Below are 18,449 nucleotides of genomic sequence, written 5' to 3' on the forward strand. Positions count from 1 at the left end.
GCCGTCAGCGGTTTTCGATGAGGCGGGGGCCGAGAAGAGTTTGATAGACTTCTCCGATCGCCATCGCTTCCTTTTCGAGCGCGAAGTTGCTGCGCACGTGCAGGACGGCATTTTCGCCCTGGCGCAAAGCCTCATCGGGATCGGCAAGATAGGTAGCAATCGCCTTCGTCAGCGCCCCACCGTCGTCCGGCGGCACGATGGCGCCGGTTTCGCCGGGAACGATCATTTCGGCATAGGCGCCGGCGGTTGTTGCGACGACGGCCGTGCGCGAGGCCATCGCTTCCAGTGGCGTCAGGCCGAAGCCTTCGTTGCGGGATGGGGCGACGTAGAGCGTGGCGCGGCGATACCAGGGGCGGATATCATCGACCTCGCCAAGAAAACGGATACGGTCGGAAAGGCCCGCGGCGGCGACACTCTTTACCAACTCTTCGCCGAAAGCCCGGTGCTCGGCCGTGACCCTGCCGCAGACGATCGCGGTCCAATCAGGATATTGCGGCAGGAGCTCGATCATCGCCTTGACGAAGAGGTCCGTGCCCTTTTGATGGCGGACGCGGCCGAAGCAGCCGATGAGATATCTGCCCGGCAGTCCCGTCGCGGCCATGCGGTCGTCAGCCGTCTCGGGCGGATGAAACAGTTTCAGATCGACGCCATGCTGGATGACGGTGTGCGGCACCTGCAAGAAGGCGCCCGAGCCTGCGCTGGTTGCGATGACCGCGTCCATGCGACGGATCAACCAACGGGTATAATGTGAGTGCTTGCGTTGCGCGGCCGAGGTGAACAGCAGTTTCAATGGCATGCGCAGCACTGCCTTCATGAGCCACCCGGCAAGCATCTCGTTGTTGCGACGCGCATGCCAGACGCGGACGCGATGGCGGCGCGGATGCATCCAGAGGCCGGGCAGCCGGCTCCAGCCGAGCTTGGGCAGGTTTTCCGGCAGACCGGGGCCGAGGGTCACGATGCGGCAGCCGAATTCGATCTGTTTCGGGATCAGCTGCACGATCGTAGAGGTAACGCCGGATAGCCGGCGCTTGAAATTGGGCGCGATGACTTCGATTTCGCTGATGTCGCCCAAGTGCGACGGATCGCGATCACGCACGGACAATCAACCCCAGGAGACGGAGAGGATCTCGTAAGCCTTGGCGCCGCCGGGCGCATTGACCTCGATGGAATCGCCGACTTCCTTGCCGATCAGCGCGCGGGCGATCGGGGAGGAAATGGAGATGCGGCCCTGCTTCACATCGGCCTCCTGGTCGCCGACGATCTGATAGGTCTTTTCTTCTTCCGTGTCCTCGTCGACCAGTTTCACCCTGGCGCCGAACTTGATCTTATCGCCGGACATCTTGGAAAGGTCGATCACCTCGGCACGGGCCGTCAAGTCTTCCAGTTCACTGATGCGGCCTTCGTTATGGCTCTGAGCTTCCTTGGCGGCATGGTACTCAGCATTTTCCGAGAGGTCGCCATGGGCGCGGGCTTCGGCAATTGCCTCGATGATTCGCGGGCGCTCTTCCTGCTGACGCCAGCGCAGCTCTTCCTGCAGCTTGACGAACCCGCCCTGTGTCATCGGTACCTTTTCAACCATTTCCTTATCCTTCACTCCCTGTGCTGCGCTCTCGCAGACACAAAAGAAAACAGGTCCCGAAGCGGAACTTCGGAACCGTGCAAATTGGTCATTCGCCGGAATATAGCAGATCGACTCAACCGATTTCCAGAAAATTCGCATTGAGTTCACTGAAGCTCAGTTGGGTACGTTGCTTCTCCAATAAAAGGGATGAGACAAATTTCCTGCTATTCGAGATCATTCCGACTTGCCGGTCAGTGGCCGACTTTCGTGACGGGCCAGCATTTCGGATCCGTAACGCGTTACAGGCCCCTGGATTGGCCTGAGTATCAGCTTGCCACCGAGAAGTTTGTTCTGAAGCGTTTCCAATTGTTCATCCGTTGGGCCGTTGTTCGTATCGGCGACCGTATGGACAATTACGGTGCCCAACAGCGGAAAGACCATCAGATACTGGTTGCCGAGGCCTGATGCCCAATAGAAGGAATGATCCGCGCAGCCTGAGTTATCTTCAGACGAGTCCAGTCGATATTTGCCGATCCACCAGCTGTAACCGTATCCGATAGCCGGCCCCGGATGGGCGTAGGCGGTCGCGCTCGCACGAATCCATTCGGCCGGGATCAATTGCCGATCCTGCCACTGACCCTCTCGCTGAAACAAAAGCCCCACCCTGGCGAGATCGCGCGGCGACATTCGAATTTTGTAGGCTGGATGCAACGATTGCGGACCGGTCTTGAAATAGAAGTGATCGCGACGGAAATCCTGCATCTGCAGAGGTGTCGCGATCCGTTCGTCGAAATCGTCGGCCAATGGAATGCCGGTCAGTTGCCGCACGGCGACGCCCAAGACGTTGAAATCCCAATTGTTATAGAACCAATATTCGCCTCGCTGATATCGTCCCCGAGCCGGGGGAATGGAAGGGCCTTGATCGACCGCAGCGTGGTAGACACCAGATCTTGATGTCAGCAGGTCGGCGATCGTCGCCTGCTTTTCCTGCTGCGTCAGAACGGGTTCGCAATCATCAATGCCAAGCTCCGCTATGGTGGTTCGCAGATCGATCGTTCCTTCTGCGACATGAATGCCGATCAATGCACTCAGAAGGCTTTTGCGCATCGAGGCGATACCGCCGGTATATGACACCGCTCCCCACTCGCTGGCCACGATGCCGTCTTGCACGACGAAGATCGCGCTGGTTCCGATGGTGGCGGCGAAATCATAGGCGGCTTCAAGCTGCGCGCCGGACCAGCCAACGGCTTCGGGCGAGGCGGCATAGGTCCAATTTTCGGCTGGGTATGCGATGTCTGCCGTCACGAATCATCTCCATCCGATTTCCTCCCAACATTATGCTCTTCATTGACTTCCGTATCTGGAACATATAGAGAACATACGCATGAAGAAGTCGCTTAAAGAACGCCTCGCTATTCTTTCGGATGCTGCCAAATATGACGCCTCTTGCGCGTCGAGTGGGACGGAAAAGCGCAATTCCTCGATGTCGGGCGGACTTGGCTCTACGGAGGGTTCGGGCATCTGTCATGCCTATGCGCCGGACGGGCGCTGCATCTCGCTGTTGAAAATACTGCTCACCAATTTCTGCATCTACGACTGCGCCTATTGCATCAATCGATCCTCCAGCAATGTCGAGCGGGCCCGCTTCACGCCGGAGGAAGTGGTCTGGCTGACGCTGGAATTCTATCGACGGAATTATATCGAAGGGCTGTTTCTATCGTCTGGTATCATCCGTTCCTCTGATCACACGATGGAGGAGATGGTGCGGATCGCCCGCGAGCTTCGCACCACCCACAATTTCCGTGGTTACATTCATCTGAAGTCCATTCCCGAAGCGTCGGCCAAGCTGGTCGAGGAGGCGGGGCTTTATGCCGATCGTCTTTCGCTCAATATCGAGCTGCCGACGGACAAGGGAATTGCGCGTCTCGCACCCGAGAAGAAGCCGTCAGGCATTCGCCGCGCCATGGGCGAGCTTCGGCTGAAAATCGAGGAGGCAGGGGAGCCGACATTGAGGAGCAAGAGCCGCAAGCGGTTTGCGCCCGCGGGCCAGAGCACACAAATGATCGTCGGTGCCGACGGTGCCAATGACGCGACCATCCTTGGCACCAGTGCCCGGCTTTATGGCAGCTATGGCCTGAAGCGCGTCTATTACTCCGCCTTCAGCCCCATTCCTGACTCGTCTAAGAACCTGCCGCTGATCAAGCCGCCGTTGATGCGCGAACACCGGCTCTATCAGGCCGATTGGCTCTATCGCTTCTATGGTTTCGGCATCGAGGAGATCACGGCAACGCGGCAGGACGGCATGCTCGATCTTGACCTTGATCCCAAGCTTGCCTGGGCGCTTGGCCATCGCGCGGATTTTCCTGTCGACGTCAACAAAGCCGACCGCGAGAGGTTGCTGCGCGTGCCGGGCCTTGGCACCAAGACGGTCAAGGCCATCCTTTCCGGTCGTCGTTTCCGGCGCCTTCGCCTCGAAGATCTCGCGCGGCTTGGCGTGTCGATCAAGAAGGTACAGTCTTTCATTGCCGCCGAGGGGTGGACGCCGCGTAGGTTGCTTGATCGCTCGGATTTGCGCGCGATGTTCGAGCCGCAGCCCCAGCAGTTGACGCTGCTCTGATGCACAGGATCATGCTGGAGGGCAGGGGAGATTTGGCCGAGTGGCGTGATGCTGCCCGCGGCCTTGCCATGGCGGGCGTGCCTCCCGAGGAAGTGGAATGGGTGGAAAAGGGCGCCGACAAGCAGCTCTTCTGGGAGCACGATGCGGCACCGCCACTGGCCGGCTCGCGACAAATGACGGTGCCTCCGGTCTTTATCGAGCTTGCCGAGTCCGTGATCTGCCATTCTGATCCGGCCCGGTTCGGACTGCTTTATCGCCTGCTATGGCGATTGCAGGTCGATCGTCGCCTGCTCGATGTGGCATCTGACGAGGATGTGTCTCTCGCGCGGCTGATGGCGAAGAGTGTCTCCCGTGATGCGCACAAGATGACGGCTTTCGTTCGCTTCAAGGAGATCAAGGCGGAGGCTGAGAACGGGCGGCGGGGGTTCGCTGCCTGGTTCGAACCTGACCATCATATCGTTGCGCGGAAAGCGCCGTTCTTTCAGCGTCGCTTTGCCGACATGGACTGGATTATCGCCACGCCGAAGGGGTCGGCTGCCTGGGACGGACAAAAGCTGACTGTCAGCACAGAGCCATGCATCAAACCGGATCTCGCTGACGAGACGGATGAACTCTGGCGCACCTACTATGCGAGCATCTTCAATCCCGCGCGGCTGAAGGTAAAGGCGATGCAGGCGGAAATGCCGAAGAAATACTGGAAGAACCTGCCGGAGGCATCGCTCATTCCGGGCCTGGTTGCAGATGCCGAGGCGAAGGTTCTGGACATGGCAAAACGTCAGGCGACGGAACCGTTGCCATTCCATCAGCGATTGCAGGAGGCTGCGGCGCGTGTACCGGCCGCGCCTCAACCCCTTAGCGGGACGCTGGAAGCGCTTCGCGAAGAGGCGCGCCATTGCACGCGCTGCGAACTTTACTGCCACGCGACACAGACGGTCTTCGGCGAGGGACCGGCGGATGCGCAGGTCATGTTCGTCGGCGAACAGCCCGGCGATCAGGAAGATCTGGCCGGTCGTCCCTTCGTCGGCCCGGCCGGCAAGTTGTTCGATCAGGTTCTTTCGGAAACGGGCATCGAACGGCAGGCGCTTTACATAACGGGCGCGGTGAAGCACTTCAAATATGAGCCGCGCGGCAAGCGCCGTATCCACCAAAGGCCGAATTTGGGTGAGGTGAAGCGCTGTCGCTGGTGGCTGAACCTTGAGATCGAGCTGATAAAGCCGAAGCTGGTGGTCGCCATGGGTGCCACGGCCCTATTTGCGTTGACCGATTCCAAAATGCGCCTATCCGACATTCGCGGGAGTACAATTCCTCTGGCCGAGGACAGAATGCTCTTTGTGACGGTGCATCCGTCTTATCTCCTGCGTATTCCGGATGAAGACAGGAAAGCGGAGGAGTTGACGCGGTTTCATGCGGATATGACCGCAGTGCGTCAGCTTATGCAGTCATTCTCGTGAGTAGCTTCTATAGGTAAGATAACAACGTCAGTCGAAACGGATGAAATTTGGAAGGCTTTGCTAGCTGGTATTTCAGTATCATTGAATCGCTCATTTCAGGAACATCTTAATATCTTCACTATAGTCTCGCTTGCGCTGCTGTATCGGGGCTAACATGGAAGACAAGGAAATCATCGAGCCGAGCGTATTGGCATCCATGCTGATGCGGCTATTCGAGTTCGCGCCGATCGCGATGGCAATCACGACCAGCGATACGAAAACTTCCAGCTATGCCAAGGTCAACGATGCCTATCTGAAGCTGACGGGTCTGCGTTGGGAGGATATCTGCGGCAAGAGACTGATTTCCAAGGGATCGGCGATCGACAGCCCGGCGCGCGACCGCAGGCACAGACTGCTTGCGGAGGAAGGTTCCTACGTTCTCGAAGAGGTCGATATCCGTCATGCCGACGGTACGATCATTCCAACGCTCATTTCGGCGCAACGGACGGTCATAGACGGCGTGTCGTTCGATGTGGAAGTGATCCTCGACGTATCGACGCGTGTGCGCCATCAGCGCGAGATGGAGCTAGCGCTCCTGGAATCGGCGCGTACCGATTTTCTTACCGGCCTTCCCAATCGAGCAGGCTTCGAGGTCGAAGTGACGGAGCGCCTCTCGCTGGAGCGGACGGGAACGAGCGACTTGGCACTGGTCTATATCGACTTGAACGGTTTCAAGCCGGTCAATGACACGATGGGACATGCCGCCGGTGACGAGGTGTTGAAGACGATCGCCAGCCGGTTGCGCGAGAATTTCAGGAGTGGAGACTATATCGCCCGCGTCGGCGGAGACGAATTCGTTATCCTTCTGGATGTCGAAACGCCCAAGATGGCAGGCCTCTTGCACGACCTTGAGGTTGCGGCAGAACGGATATTCAAGCCAATTGCGGTCGAAGGTCTTGTTGCTGACGTTGGCGCCGCCGTCGGCGTTGCTTTCCTGCAGCCGGACGATACGAGCGTCTCCTTCACCAAGCGCGCCGACAGCTACATGTACATTGCGAAGTCGACCCGCCAACGTATCGCAATCGTTGCTCTCGGTGCCGCCATGAGCGAGATGGCGACAGCGGTGCTCGCGGAGCGCCGTTCTGACGTCGCCTGATCTTTCCGGCGCCGGCTCATCAATAAGGTTCCACCTCGTATTGTTCCGGCAGGTTCGGCGGCTTGTAGGGATCGCCGACGTAGTTTTCATCGAGGCGATCGACCACGGATTGGTGGATTAGCGCGCCGTCAGGAATGAAGCGATGGTCGGCCATCGGCAGGTAGATGCCTGTCGTGTCGCCGCGCTTGCGCCATGAGGTGATCGGCGTCCGGCGCGGCACATATTCCAGCAACCGCCAGGCCCAGTTCATGGCATCGTGCAGCGCCGCGCCGATGCCGGGCTGGACATAGGGCTTGGACGGATCCTTGCCGAGGACGACCTGATCGACGGCATCGTCGTCGTAGTGGAGGCCGCAGGGCTTGGTTTCCTGGATCATCCAGACGAGCGGTATCTTGATCTGCCGGCTCTCAGCCTCTGGATAGCCGCCACCGACATCGCCATGGACGCCGGCGAACCAGACTTGCTTCAGATCCTGCGGCGGCGCTGATGTCGCCGGTCGGAAGGGGCCGCCCCAATATTCCTGGCCAGGCGTCCATGGCAGCGGAGTGAACATGGTCCGCCGCTCGTCGATGGCGAAGGCCTGCCGAACGATCCCGACGCTCGGGTTCTTGTTGGTAAAGGGCAGGGTTTCCAATTGCGGCGCCCATTTGCCCGCTTCGATAACGGAGGAAACCGTATCGAAGAGCCCGAGCAACTTGATCGGCGGGCGAAAAGTCTGCAGCGTCCGCTCGTAGAGTCGCATGGCCTCGAAGGCTGACGGCGCCTTGTGCAGTTTCGCCGAGAAATCCCCGCCGCCGCGATGCTGCTCGGCCTTCGGGATACCCTTGTAGGCACGGTAGGCATAATCGACGAGATTGAGGTGGTAGGGGTTCATAAGCCCCAGCGCGTGGATAAAACCCGCCAGCACCCGGGCGGTATAGGCGCCGCGACTGAAGCCGAAGATATAGAGGCGGTCATGATCGGGCGTATGGCCCTCGGCGTCGACAGGATTGTGCCGATAGTTCTCGACGATGAAACGATAGGCTTCCTTGACGTTCTGATCGATGCCCCAGCCGGTCGCAAGGCCCCAGATTTCAACGGTCTTGCGATAGGCGTTCGACCAGGAATCGGCTGCGCCGAAGGTGCCTACACCGGGGTCGTAATAGACGATTTGTTCCTCGTCGCGCTTCAGAACGCCGAAGAGCCTCAGAATATTGGTGCGATCCCTCGAGATTTCGTTCGACGTTCCGTCGAACAGAATGACGATGTTTTTCGGCATGCTGCTCCCCTCGGATAAACCTCGGGTAGAAGTTTAGCATGGTCTGGAGCGCGTTGTAATTTGGGGTCGTGGATTGTGGGGGGCGCAGCGCGCCCCAGCCACATCAGAAATAGGCCTGCAACGGCTGCACTTCGAGATTGCCGGCCTTCAGCGCCTTGATCGCCATGGCTGCAGCTTCGGCGCCGGCCATGGTCGTGTAATAGGGCACCTTCTGCATCAAGGTGGCGCGACGCAGCGACTTGGAGTCCGAGATCGCCTTGTTGCTGTCGGTCGTGTTGATGACCAGCTGGACCTGACGGTTGCGGATGGCGTCCTCGATATGCGGGCGGCCTTCGAGCACCTTGTTGATCTTGGTGGCTGCGATGCCGTTTTCGGCGAGGAAGCGCTGTGTGCCGCCGGTTGCGAGAACCTTGAAACCCAGCTCGGTCAGCATACGGATCGCCGGCAGGACGCGCGGCTTGTCGTCGTCGCGGACTGATACGAAGACCGTTCCGTCGCGCGGCAGTTCGACGCCGGCGCCGAGCTGGCTCTTGGCGAAGGCCAGCGCGAAATCCGTGTCGAGGCCGATGACTTCGCCGGTTGAGCGCATTTCCGGGCCGAGCAGCGTGTCGACGCCGGGGAAGCGGGCGAAGGGGAAGACGGCTTCCTTGACGGCGATGTGCTTCAAGTTGCGGGGATCGGGCTTATTGCCATAGGCGGCGAAGGCCGCATCCAGCTTTTCGCCGGCCATTGCGCGTGCTGCGATCTTGGCGATCGGCGCGCCGATGGTCTTGGCGACGAAGGGCACGGTACGGGAGGCGCGGGGGTTGACTTCCAGCACGTAAACGGTGCCGTCCTTGATTGCGAACTGGACGTTCATCAGGCCGACGACGTTCAGTGCCTTGGCCATGGCCTTCGCCTGACGCTCGAGTTCATCCAGCATCTCCTTCGACAGCGTGCGTGGCGGCAGCGAGCAGGCGCTGTCGCCGGAGTGAATGCCGGCTTCCTCGATATGCTCCATAATGCCGGCGACATAGGCGTCCGTGCCGTCGGAGAGGCAGTCGACGTCGACTTCGATGGCGTTGCTCAGGTAGCTATCGAAAAGCAGCGGGTTCTTGCCGAGAAGCGTGTTGATCTGACCGGTCTTGTCGTTCGGGTAGCGCTGCTTGATGTCTTCAGGCACCAGCTCCGGAACCGTGTCCAGAAGATAGGTCTGCAGCATCGATTCCGAGTGGATGATCTGCATGGCGCGGCCGCCGAGAACGTAGGAGGGGCGAACGACCAGCGGGAAGCCGATTTCAGTCGCGACAAGGCGGGCCTGCTCGACGGAATAGGCGATGCCGTTATTCGGCTGGTTGAGGTCGAGCTTCATCAGGAGCTTCTGGAAGCGGTCGCGGTCTTCGGCCAGGTCGATCATATCAGGCGCGGTGCCGAGGATCGGAATGCCGTTCTTTTCCAGCGCTTCCGCGAGTTTCAGCGGAGTCTGGCCGCCGAACTGGACGATGACGCCGACGACTTCGCCATTTTCCTGCTCTGCGCGCAGGATCTCGATGACATCTTCGGCCGTCAGCGGTTCGAAGTAAAGGCGATCGGATGTGTCGTAGTCGGTCGAGACCGTCTCCGGATTGCAGTTGATCATGATTGCTTCATAGCCAGCGTCGCGCAGCGCGAAGGCGGCATGGCAGCAGCAGTAATCGAACTCGATGCCCTGGCCGATACGGTTCGGACCGCCGCCGAGGATGACGACCTTCTTGCGGTCGGAAATCTGTGCTTCCGAGCGCGCGGCGCCGAGGAAGGGCGTCTCATAGGTCGAGTACATATAGGCGGTCGGCGAGGCGAATTCGGCGGCGCAGGTGTCAATGCGCTTGAAAACGGGGCGAACGTTCAGGCTGTTGCGCAGCTCGGCCACTTCCTTCGGGCGCTTGCCGGTGAGGGTCGCGAGGCGGGTGTCGGAGAAGCCCATGGCCTTCAGCATGCGCAGGTTTGCGGCATCGGTCGGCAGGCCATGCTCGCGGATGCGGGCTTCCATGTCGACGATCGCCTTGAACTGGGCGAGGAACCAGGGGTCGATCTTGCAGCCCTCATGCACCTCTTCAATCGAGAGACCCATGCGCAGCGCCTGGGCGACCATGCGCAGACGGTCCGGCGTCGGCGTGCCGATCGCGGCGCGGATGGCATTCTGGCTGCCTTCGCCTTCTTCCATGCCGGGGATCTCGATCTCGTCGAGGCCGGTCAGGCCGGTTTCGAGACCGCGAAGGGCCTTCTGCAGCGACTCGGCAAAGGTGCGGCCGATCGCCATGACTTCACCGACCGACTTCATCGCTGTCGTCAGGACAGGCGAGGCGCCCGGGAACTTCTCGAAGGCGAAGCGCGGGATCTTCGTCACGACATAGTCGATGGATGGTTCGAAGGAGGCCGGGGTCGCGCCGCCGGTAATGTCGTTTTCAAGTTCGTCCAGCGTGTAGCCGATGGCGAGCTTGGCCGCGACCTTGGCGATCGGGAAGCCTGTTGCCTTCGAGGCGAGAGCGGACGAGCGCGAGACGCGTGGGTTCATTTCGATGACGACGAGGCGGCCGTCCGCCGGGTTGACGGCGAACTGGACGTTCGAGCCGCCGGTCTCGACGCCGATCTCGCGCAGAACCGCGATCGAGGCGTTGCGCATCATCTGGTATTCCTTGTCCGTCAGGGTCAAGGCAGGCGCGACGGTGATCGAGTCGCCGGTGTGGACGCCCATCGGATCGATGTTTTCGATCGAGCAGATGATGATGCAGTTGTCCGCCTTGTCGCGGACGACTTCCATCTCATATTCCTTCCAGCCGAGCACCGACTCCTCGATCAGCACTTCCGTCGTCGGGGACGCATCGAGACCGCCGCCGATGATTTCGAAGAATTCCGAGCGGTTATAGGCAATGCCGCCGCCGGTGCCGCCCATGGTGAAGGACGGGCGGATGATGGCGGGCAAGCCGACGACATCGATCGCCTGCGCAGCGATTGCCATGGCATGGCTGATATAGCGCTGCTTGCGGTCGGTCTCGCCGAGGTTCCATTCGTTTTCGAGCGCATCGAGCGCCTTGTCGAGCTCCTTCGCGTTTTCCGGGCCTGACAGGCTTTCGCGCAGCTTGGCGCGTTCGGCCTCATGGGTCTTGCGGTCGGCGTCCTTGATATCGGTGGCGTTTGCCAGCATCGAGCGCGGTGTTTCCAGACCGATGCGGTTCATTGCCTCGCGGAAGAGGGCGCGGTCTTCGGCCATATCGATTGCGGCGGGCTTTGCGCCGATCATCTCGACATTGTAGCGGTCGAGCACGCCCATGCGCTTGAGGGAAAGCGCGGTGTTCAGCGCCGTCTGGCCGCCCATGGTCGGGAGCAGCGCATCCGGGCGCTCCTTCGCAATGATCTTGGCAACGACTTCAGGCGTGATCGGCTCGACATAGGTCGCGTCCGCCAGGCCCGGATCGGTCATGATCGTTGCCGGGTTGGAGTTGACGAGGATGACGCGGTAGCCTTCCTCTCGCAGCGCTTTGCAGGCCTGGGTGCCGGAATAGTCGAACTCGCATGCCTGGCCAATGACGATCGGTCCCGCGCCGATGATGAGGATCGATTTGATGTCTTGGCGCTTCGGCATGGGCGATATCCGTTTCTAGCTGCGCAGAAAGCCGGCCAGGGTGGGAGATCACCGGGTCGGGTCGCGCATGGAGGGTCTTTTCAGGCTAGAAGCGGCTTATAGGCAAATGTTTTTGCAAACGGAACCCCATAAATTGCGCCGCCGACAGGAATCTGCCTTTGCGCGGCCCTCAATGGCCTCGGCGCGATTTACGCGCCGAGTATATAATGCGGCACGAAACGAGAGCTGTTTTTCGTCACCGGCGTATCGTCCTCGCGAATCCCGATGCCGGCCGACTTGCCGGCGACGATCCAGGATCCGATCACGGCCCAGTCGTCGCCGAAGCGCGGCAGCATGTGGAGCGCCTGAACCACATAGCCTTCTTCGCCATAGGGGCCTTCCACCGAATAGGCGTTCTCGCCACCGCGCACCAGCGTCACGTTTGCACCTTCGCGAGACAAAAGCGGCTTCCGCGCATGGGCATCTCCAAGACGCCTTGCCCGCGGATCATCCTCAAAATAGGCCGGTAGCAGATTGGGGTGATCGGGAAAGATCTCCCAGAGCACCGGCAGCAGGCCCTTGTTCGACAGCGTCAATTTCCACAAGGGTTCCATGATACGCGTCGATGTCAGCGGCAGGTGATGGCCAAAGGGCTCGCGCACCATGGATTCGAGCGGATATAGCTTGAACAGCCGCTTGATCCGTCGCCGGCGAAGATCCCTGAACCAATGGTCGGCATCGACGCCGACCTGCCGCATGTCGATCCTCGTCGTTCTCCAGCCGGCCTGGGTGGCACAATCCATCAGATAGTCGATCGTCACGAGATCTTCTTCGGAATCCAAAATTCCGGCGAAATGCATGCGGCCAAGCCAGGTCTTCACGCTGCGTAGAGCGTTGATCAGTCTCTCATGGATAGAGTTGAACTGGTCTGCCGTCGCCGGCAGATGTCCGCGAGACTTCATGTCCTCGAGCCAACGCCATTGAAAGACGGCGCTTTCGAAGAGGCTCGTCGGGGTATCGGCGTTGAATTCCAATAGCTTCGCCGGACCATTGCCGTCAAAGGCTAGGTCGAAGCGGCCATAGAGATCATAGTCGCGCCGCTTCCACGAGGCGCTCACTGCGTCGTGGTAGTCGTCGGGGATTGCCATTCGGCGCATCAGGCCGCGATCGGCGGAGATGTGATCGACGGCGCGGTAGCACATTGACATCAATTCCTCCGACGGTGCTTCGAGTTCCTCCTCGATTTCCGTCAGGGTGAATTCGTAGGCATGCCGTTCGTCCCAATAGCGCTCGCCGTATATGGAGTGGATGGTGAAGCCACAGACTTCTGCATCGGCCTTCCAGTCAGGCCGTTCCGTCATCTCGACGCGTTTCATAACCGTAACCCCGCCTCACTCGCCGCCGCCGCCGTGGCCGCCACCTTCGCCGCCGCCGAAACCGAAGCCGCCTCTTGCGATGCCAGAGGAGAAGTCGCTATTGCCGCCGCCATATCCTCCGCCAGAGCCGTTATTCCCCGACGACTGATCCTGCTGCAGACTAGCCAACTTTACCTCAACATGGCCGGGCCGGTCCGCGATGAGCGTGCCTGCATCGTCGCGAAAGCTGCTCCGGTTGACTTTCCGATAGAGCGCGCGAGAAGGCAGCGCTTCGCCCTCCTGGGTGTGCGTGCCCATGAGATAGCCGCTGAGTTTCGGGATGAAGAGGCCGCCGGGCGTGTGAGCCGCAGTGACCGGCTGACATTGGTCGATCCCATAATTCGCCTGGCAAGCGTCCAGGCTGGAAAAGGCGGGAGCATTCGTATCATGGTCCTTCAGCGCAACCGCGTAATCAGCCACGCATTTATCGGCATCATATTTGGCGCTGGCAATGCAGTTGTCGGCGTCGACATAGACATCGGATTGCACTTTTTCGCCGCAACTCGTCAGAGCCGCCGTGCCCATCAGCAACAGCGGAACAGTCACAGATCGTTTCATCAAACCCTCATGCGGCGCGCGGTATCGCGTCGACCGCCAATTGCGAGATATGCGCGAATTATTTGGTCATGCGCAATCGATTTTTCAACGGGGGGTTACGGTAGAACGAGTACGCGTATCTCGCCGGACCGCGCAGGACGGCCGATTGCGTCGGGCGCCTCGTCGAGCGAAATAGTGCGCGAGATCAGCGGTGCGACCTGGATCGCGCCCGAAGCGATGAGGTCGGCGGCGCGGGCGTGGGTGAAGGGGTTGACGAAGGAGCCGATGATCTTCAGTTCGCGGAAGAGGATGTCGAAAGGCTCGATCTCGATCTTTGTGCCTTGCGGCATGACGCCCAGGATAACGACGGTGCCGCCGGTTCTTGCCATGCGCACGGATTGCTCGACCGTTTCGCGCACTCCGGCACATTCGATGACGACGTCGGCGCCGCCGGGCAAGAGGCCGCTGGCACCATTGATGGCAGCGATCGGATCGTGTCCGGTGGGATCGAGGGTTGCGGTTGCGCCCAGCCGCTCGGCGAGCGCTCGCTTTTCCGGATGTCGGGTGACGAGGACGACGCGGCTCGCGCCGGCAAGACGCGCCAGTTGGACGACAAGCAGGCCGATGACACCACCGCCGAGCACGACGACGGAGTCTCCCGTCTTGATCTCCGCGAGATCGATGCCATGCAGGCAACAGGCGAGGGGTTCGCAGAAGGTGCCGTGGAGCGGGTCGAGATCGAGCGGCAATTCGACGGCCTGGTTCTGCGGGAGGATGACATATTCGGCAAAGCCACCATCCCGATGGATGCCGATCGCCTGGAGCTTTTCACAGAGGTTGACGCGGCCACGGCGACACTGGCTGCAGCGGCCGCAGGCGATGTTCGGATCGCCGGTGACGCGCATGCCAACCCGAAAATCCGCTACGCCTTCACCGATCTCTGCGACGATGCCCGAGAATTCGTGTCCGAGGGTGACGGGCGGCGCTGCAGGAAATTCACCGAGATAGAGATGCCGATCCGTCCCGCATATGCCGCAGGCCTCGATGCGCACGAGCATCTGGCCCGGACCCGGAGAGGGTTTTTCGATATCGCGCGCAAATAGTTGTCCGACGGCTTCCAGGCGCACGGCTCTCATAGGCTACCTCCCAACTCTCTCCTGACTTCATGGAGATCGAAATTTCGGCGGTGGTCAAGCTCGCGATCGTCTTTATGGTCCGCATGCGCTACCGGTGATGGAGGTGCAAAGCAGTTAAGCCACCATTAATGGTAATGCGTGATACTATATTGCAATCGTAGCGAGATTTTCGTTCAGTCGACGTGAGAATATACGCGATAGATTGAGGGCGAGGGGCTGAATGGGCAATCCAGCGCTATGGCGAAGCCAATTGATGATTTGGGCCAAGGATTGTGTCCGAGAAACTTGGCAGAAGATCCGTGCGGATCTGCCGGCTTATACTTTCATCGCTATTTATACTGTTATCGGGCTGATCTTGCTTGAGACAGCCGGCCATCCGGAATTGTCCGCATATCAGATCTATTTCAATCAGTGGACTACCCTCTTCCTTTTCTCCTTGCCGACGATGACGATCGCTATCGAGCTCGCGGTCGTCATTAAAAGGTTTGACAAGCGCCGCCGACTGGCGCTTCGGCACGCATTTTCGCCGGCGCGCATTGCCCGGCTGTTATCCGGAATGTTGCTTCTCATGGGAATGATGTTTTTTCAGGGCACATTTACGTCTGTGAAGAACATCCTGCCGATTTTGCGTGGCGGTTTCCTCTATGATCGGGTCCAGGCCGACCTGGATAAAATGCTTCACTTCGGCAATGAGCCCTGGCGTCTTCTTTATGCTTTCGGTCGCAGCGATCTCGTCTTGAAGCTCCTGGAATTGAACTATGACGTCTTCTGGTTCATCGTATGTTTCCTGACCCTGTTCCTCGTCGTGACCTCGCCGAAGGCAGAGGCAATCCGTTTCCGTTATATCGCGATGTTTATGGTTGTCTGGGTGGTCTGCGGCAATCTTCTCGCAGCTGTCTTCATCTCGGCAGGACCAGCTTTCTATGGAGACGTGACCGGTGATACGGATCGCTTCGCCGATCAGATGGCATTCCTCGCGACCAGTTCGTCATCGCACTCGGCCGTTGCCGTTCAGAGGTATCTCTGGTCCCTCTATGCCCACGGGGTTGCCGGTTTTGGATCCGGGATATCCGCATTTCCAAGCATTCATGTCGGTCTGGTAACGATGAACGCTTTCTTCGCTGCTGAAGTGTCGCGGCGCTTGGGCATCGCCGCCTTCTGCTATGCGTTTTTTGTGGCGGCAAGCTCTATCTATCTCGGCTGGCATTATGCAATCGACGGATATGTTTCCATGATTGTGGTCGGTCTTTGCCATTTTGCGGTCAAGTGGCTTATGGCACTTCGTTGGCGTGGTCGGTCGGAGGAGACGGCTGCCGCTGTTCGACATGGCATTTGAGATCGGGATTGATATTTTTTCCTCAGGCTCAGCTTGCGAAAAGCCGTCAATCCGATAGGGCTGCTGGAATTCTGTCACCCTCAGGATATATAAGTACCTTCTAAGACCCTTTCGGGTTCAGCACACGCCGGGGAGGTGCAAATGGAATGGAAGGGACGTCGGCAATCCGACAATATTGAGGATGATCGCAGCGTATCGCCTGGCGGCGGGCTGGGGGATGATCCCTTCCGACGCGGCGGTTTCGGCTTTCCCGGCGGCGGTGGCGGAGGAATGCGGCGTGTCGGCGGCGGCATGAGCATCGGCACGATTATCTTCTTCGTCGTCATCTATCTGGTGCTGAAAGCCATGGGTATCGACGTGCTGCAGATCCTCGACGAGGGCGGCGGCACGATCGGCGGCTCCGGCTACGAGCAGAGCAATTCGGTACCGAATAATGGGGCGACGGACGAGACGAAAGCTTTTGTCGCTACGGTTCTGGCGGAAACGGAAGACACCTGGAACGGCATCTTCAAGGCGAGCGGACAGACCTACGAGGAGCCGAAGCTCGTGCTCTTTTCCGGTCATATCGATTCCGCCTGTGGCTTGGCGTCTGCGGCAACCGGGCCGTTCTATTGCCCGAGCGACCGCAAGGTCTATCTCGACATGGCCTTTTTCCAGCAGATGAAGAACCAGCTCGGCGCCGATGGCGATTTCGCCCAGGCCTATGTAGTGGCGCATGAAGTCGGCCATCACGTCCAGAATCTTCTCGGCATCCTGCCCAAGGTCAACCAGATGCGGCAGCGGATGAGCGAGGCAGATTCCAACGCGATGTCGGTTCGTGTCGAACTGCAGGCGGACTGCTTTGCCGGTATCTGGGGCAAATATACCCAGCAGAAGGGCATTCTCGACCCCGGCGACCTGGAAGAGGCGCTGAATGCGGCCCAGCAGATCGGCGACGACACACTGCAGAGAAAGGCTCAGGGCTATGTCGTTCCCGAGAGCTTCAATCACGGCACGTCGGCACAGCGCGTGAAGTGGTTCAAGCAGGGCTTCGATACCGGCAAGGTCAATGCCTGCGATACGTTCTCGAATCCGGTGTAGGCGACCGTCGTTTCGGGGCGAGGGTAGCGAGCTTGTTACGCCGCTGTTCTTGCTCCTGGGCCTTGCTTTTGGCTGGATTCCTGTGCTTGTCACAGGAATCCAGCCACGGCGCGTCTGCGCCGTGAATGACTTTGCCAGATCCTCAAGAGTTTCCCGCGCCCAAGGACTTGGGCGCACTGGATTCCTGTGACAAGCACAGGAATGAGGGGTGGGAGCGGCGCTCCGGGCAAAGCGGCAGAGAAGCCTCCTACTTCTCGCTGTCCATATGTGCGAGCTGCGCATCGGGATAGCGATTGCCGGCTGCGGCATCCCTTGGGACGGCTTTTTCGATTGCGGCAAAATCCTCGGGAGACAGGTGAACAGATTGTGACCCTAGCGCTTCGGTCAGCCGATCCCGGCGGCGTGCGCCGATGAGGGGGATGATGTCATCGCCGCGGGAGGCGACCCAGGCGATGGCGATCTGGGCGACCGAAGCGCCCTTGGCGTCGGCGATCTTTCGCAGCGCTTCGACCAAGGCGAGGTTCTGGTCAATATTGGCGTCCTGGAAGCGCGGGCTGAAGGCGCGGAAATCGCCTTTCTGTTTCCCGTCGCCTTTCTGCCAGTGACCGCTGATCAGACCGCGCGACAGAACGCCATAGGCGGTGATGTCGATGCCGAGGTCGCGGCAGGTCGGCAGGATATTGTCCTCGATGCCGCGGGAGATCAGCGAATATTCTATCTGCAGGTCGACGATCGGATGAACTGCTGCGGCGCGACGAATGGTGTCGGCGCCGACCTCGGAAAGGCCGATATGCCTGATATAGCCGGCCTTGATGAGATCGGTGATGGTGCCGACGGTCTCTTCGATTGGTACATTCGGATCGAGGCGGGCCGGGCGGTAGATATCGATATGGTCGACGCCGAGGCGTTGCAGGGTGTAGGCGAGGAAGTTCTTGATGGCCGCCGGGCGCGAATCGTAACCCGACCAGGCGCCGGCCGGATCGCGCAGAGCGCCGAACTTGACGCTGATCAGGAAATCGTCGCGGTTCAGGCCCTTGATCGCTTCGCCGATCAGCATCTCGTTGTGGCCCATGCCGTAGAAGTCGCCGGTATCGAGCAGGTTGATGCCCGCATCGAGTGCAGCGTGGATCGTGGCGATGCTTTCGGCGCGGTCGGATGGTCCGTACATGCCGGACATGCCCATGCAGCCGAGGCCGATGGCGGAAACCTCAGGCCCGGTCTTGCCCAATCGATGCATCTTCATTTGCCTTCTCCTTCGTTATCGGCGCCACGGCGGCGTCTTTGGAACTGGTTTTACCCCAAGATATTTTGTGCGATAATTCGGATCGAATTGAACGAGTTGT

The 18,449-nt window shown here is 59.7% G+C and carries 14 protein-coding genes; 5 read left to right on the plus strand and 9 right to left on the minus strand.

Features of this window, described 5'->3' with window-relative positions:
- Window positions 1-4: 4 nt before the first annotated feature.
- From EV561_RS07830 to EV561_RS07840, 3 genes are all read right to left on the minus strand, one after another.
- Window positions 5-1,072 (minus strand): glycosyltransferase family 4 protein, encoded by a 1,068-nt coding sequence (locus EV561_RS07830; RefSeq protein ID WP_165927771.1) that lies wholly within the window; start codon window positions 1,070-1,072, stop codon window positions 5-7.
- Between the two features lie 30 nt (window positions 1,073-1,102).
- On the minus strand, window positions 1,103-1,579 hold the full coding sequence (greA, locus tag EV561_RS07835) for a transcription elongation factor GreA (RefSeq protein ID WP_132519536.1): 477 nt from the start codon (window positions 1,577-1,579) through the stop codon (window positions 1,103-1,105).
- Window positions 1,580-1,795: 216 nt separating this feature from the next.
- Entirely contained in the window at window positions 1,796-2,866 is a 1,071-nt protein-coding gene (locus EV561_RS07840) for a serine hydrolase (RefSeq protein ID WP_132519539.1), read from the minus strand.
- Window positions 2,867-2,945: 79 nt separating this feature from the next.
- On the opposite strand from EV561_RS07840, the gene EV561_RS07845 reads away from it, so the two are divergent.
- The 3 genes from EV561_RS07845 (at window position 2,946) to EV561_RS07855 (ending at window position 6,764) form a co-directional block, all read left to right on the plus strand.
- Entirely contained in the window at window positions 2,946-4,178 is a 1,233-nt protein-coding gene (locus EV561_RS07845; RefSeq protein WP_132519542.1) for a putative DNA modification/repair radical SAM protein, read from the plus strand.
- Entirely contained in the window at window positions 4,178-5,629 is a 1,452-nt protein-coding gene (locus tag EV561_RS07850; protein ID WP_132519545.1) for a UdgX family uracil-DNA binding protein, read from the plus strand. Before EV561_RS07845 ends, EV561_RS07850 begins: the two co-directional genes overlap by 1 nt.
- A 154-nt stretch (window positions 5,630-5,783) precedes the next feature.
- Window positions 5,784-6,764: a GGDEF domain-containing protein gene (locus EV561_RS07855; RefSeq protein WP_245512611.1), complete on the plus strand. Its 981-nt coding sequence runs from the start codon at window positions 5,784-5,786 to the stop codon at window positions 6,762-6,764.
- 19 nt (window positions 6,765-6,783) lie between these two features.
- Here EV561_RS07855 and EV561_RS07860 read toward each other — a convergent pair whose 3' ends face one another.
- The 5 genes from EV561_RS07860 to EV561_RS07880 form a co-directional block, all read right to left on the minus strand.
- Window positions 6,784-8,022: a DUF2235 domain-containing protein gene (locus EV561_RS07860; protein WP_132519548.1), complete on the minus strand. Its 1,239-nt coding sequence runs from the start codon at window positions 8,020-8,022 to the stop codon at window positions 6,784-6,786.
- A gap of 103 nt (window positions 8,023-8,125) precedes the next feature.
- The gene (gene carB, locus EV561_RS07865; RefSeq protein ID WP_132519551.1) at window positions 8,126-11,623 is read right to left on the minus strand and encodes a carbamoyl-phosphate synthase large subunit; all 3,498 of its coding nucleotides are present in this window, start codon (window positions 11,621-11,623) and stop codon (window positions 8,126-8,128) included.
- Between the two features lie 188 nt (window positions 11,624-11,811).
- The gene (locus EV561_RS07870; protein WP_132519554.1) at window positions 11,812-12,978 is read right to left on the minus strand and encodes a glutathionylspermidine synthase family protein; all 1,167 of its coding nucleotides are present in this window, start codon (window positions 12,976-12,978) and stop codon (window positions 11,812-11,814) included.
- 15 nt (window positions 12,979-12,993) lie between these two features.
- Entirely contained in the window at window positions 12,994-13,575 is a 582-nt protein-coding gene (locus tag EV561_RS07875) for a DUF1190 domain-containing protein (protein WP_132519557.1), read from the minus strand.
- Between the two features lie 95 nt (window positions 13,576-13,670).
- Window positions 13,671-14,690: a zinc-dependent alcohol dehydrogenase family protein gene (locus EV561_RS07880; RefSeq protein WP_132519560.1), complete on the minus strand. Its 1,020-nt coding sequence runs from the start codon at window positions 14,688-14,690 to the stop codon at window positions 13,671-13,673.
- A 355-nt stretch (window positions 14,691-15,045) separates the two neighbouring features.
- Between EV561_RS07880 and EV561_RS07885 the strand changes: the two genes are divergently transcribed.
- Together EV561_RS07885 and EV561_RS07890 are read left to right on the plus strand one after the other, a co-directional pair.
- The gene (locus EV561_RS07885; protein ID WP_165927766.1) at window positions 15,046-16,026 is read left to right on the plus strand and encodes a phosphatase PAP2 family protein; all 981 of its coding nucleotides are present in this window, start codon (window positions 15,046-15,048) and stop codon (window positions 16,024-16,026) included.
- A 141-nt stretch (window positions 16,027-16,167) separates the two neighbouring features.
- Window positions 16,168-17,106 (plus strand): neutral zinc metallopeptidase, encoded by a 939-nt coding sequence (locus EV561_RS07890; RefSeq protein ID WP_132519566.1) that lies wholly within the window; start codon window positions 16,168-16,170, stop codon window positions 17,104-17,106.
- A 247-nt stretch (window positions 17,107-17,353) separates the two neighbouring features.
- On the opposite strand, the gene EV561_RS07895 is transcribed toward EV561_RS07890, so the two are convergent.
- Window positions 17,354-18,349 (minus strand): aldo/keto reductase, encoded by a 996-nt coding sequence (locus EV561_RS07895; RefSeq protein ID WP_132519569.1) that lies wholly within the window; start codon window positions 18,347-18,349, stop codon window positions 17,354-17,356.
- Window positions 18,350-18,449 lie beyond the last annotated feature (100 nt).

The organism is Rhizobium sp. BK376 (genome assembly GCF_004341625.1).
Taxonomy (GTDB): domain Bacteria; phylum Pseudomonadota; class Alphaproteobacteria; order Rhizobiales; family Rhizobiaceae; genus Rhizobium.

Coding starts and splice junctions, on each gene's coding strand:
- greA (WP_132519536.1), bottom strand. CDS start 1,579: ATGGTTGAAAAGGTACCGATGACACAGGGCGGGTTCGTCAAGCTGCAG.
- EV561_RS07845 (WP_132519542.1), top strand. CDS start 2,946: ATGAAGAAGTCGCTTAAAGAACGCCTCGCTATTCTTTCGGATGCTGCC.
- EV561_RS07850 (WP_132519545.1), top strand. CDS start 4,178: ATGCACAGGATCATGCTGGAGGGCAGGGGAGATTTGGCCGAGTGGCGT.
- EV561_RS07855 (WP_245512611.1), top strand. CDS start 5,784: ATGGAAGACAAGGAAATCATCGAGCCGAGCGTATTGGCATCCATGCTG.
- EV561_RS07860 (WP_132519548.1), bottom strand. CDS start 8,022: ATGCCGAAAAACATCGTCATTCTGTTCGACGGAACGTCGAACGAAATC.
- carB (WP_132519551.1), bottom strand. CDS start 11,623: ATGCCGAAGCGCCAAGACATCAAATCGATCCTCATCATCGGCGCGGGA.
- EV561_RS07870 (WP_132519554.1), bottom strand. CDS start 12,978: ATGAAACGCGTCGAGATGACGGAACGGCCTGACTGGAAGGCCGATGCA.
- EV561_RS07875 (WP_132519557.1), bottom strand. CDS start 13,575: ATGAAACGATCTGTGACTGTTCCGCTGTTGCTGATGGGCACGGCGGCT.
- EV561_RS07880 (WP_132519560.1), bottom strand. CDS start 14,690: ATGAGAGCCGTGCGCCTGGAAGCCGTCGGACAACTATTTGCGCGCGAT.
- EV561_RS07890 (WP_132519566.1), top strand. CDS start 16,168: ATGGAATGGAAGGGACGTCGGCAATCCGACAATATTGAGGATGATCGC.
- EV561_RS07895 (WP_132519569.1), bottom strand. CDS start 18,349: ATGAAGATGCATCGATTGGGCAAGACCGGGCCTGAGGTTTCCGCCATC.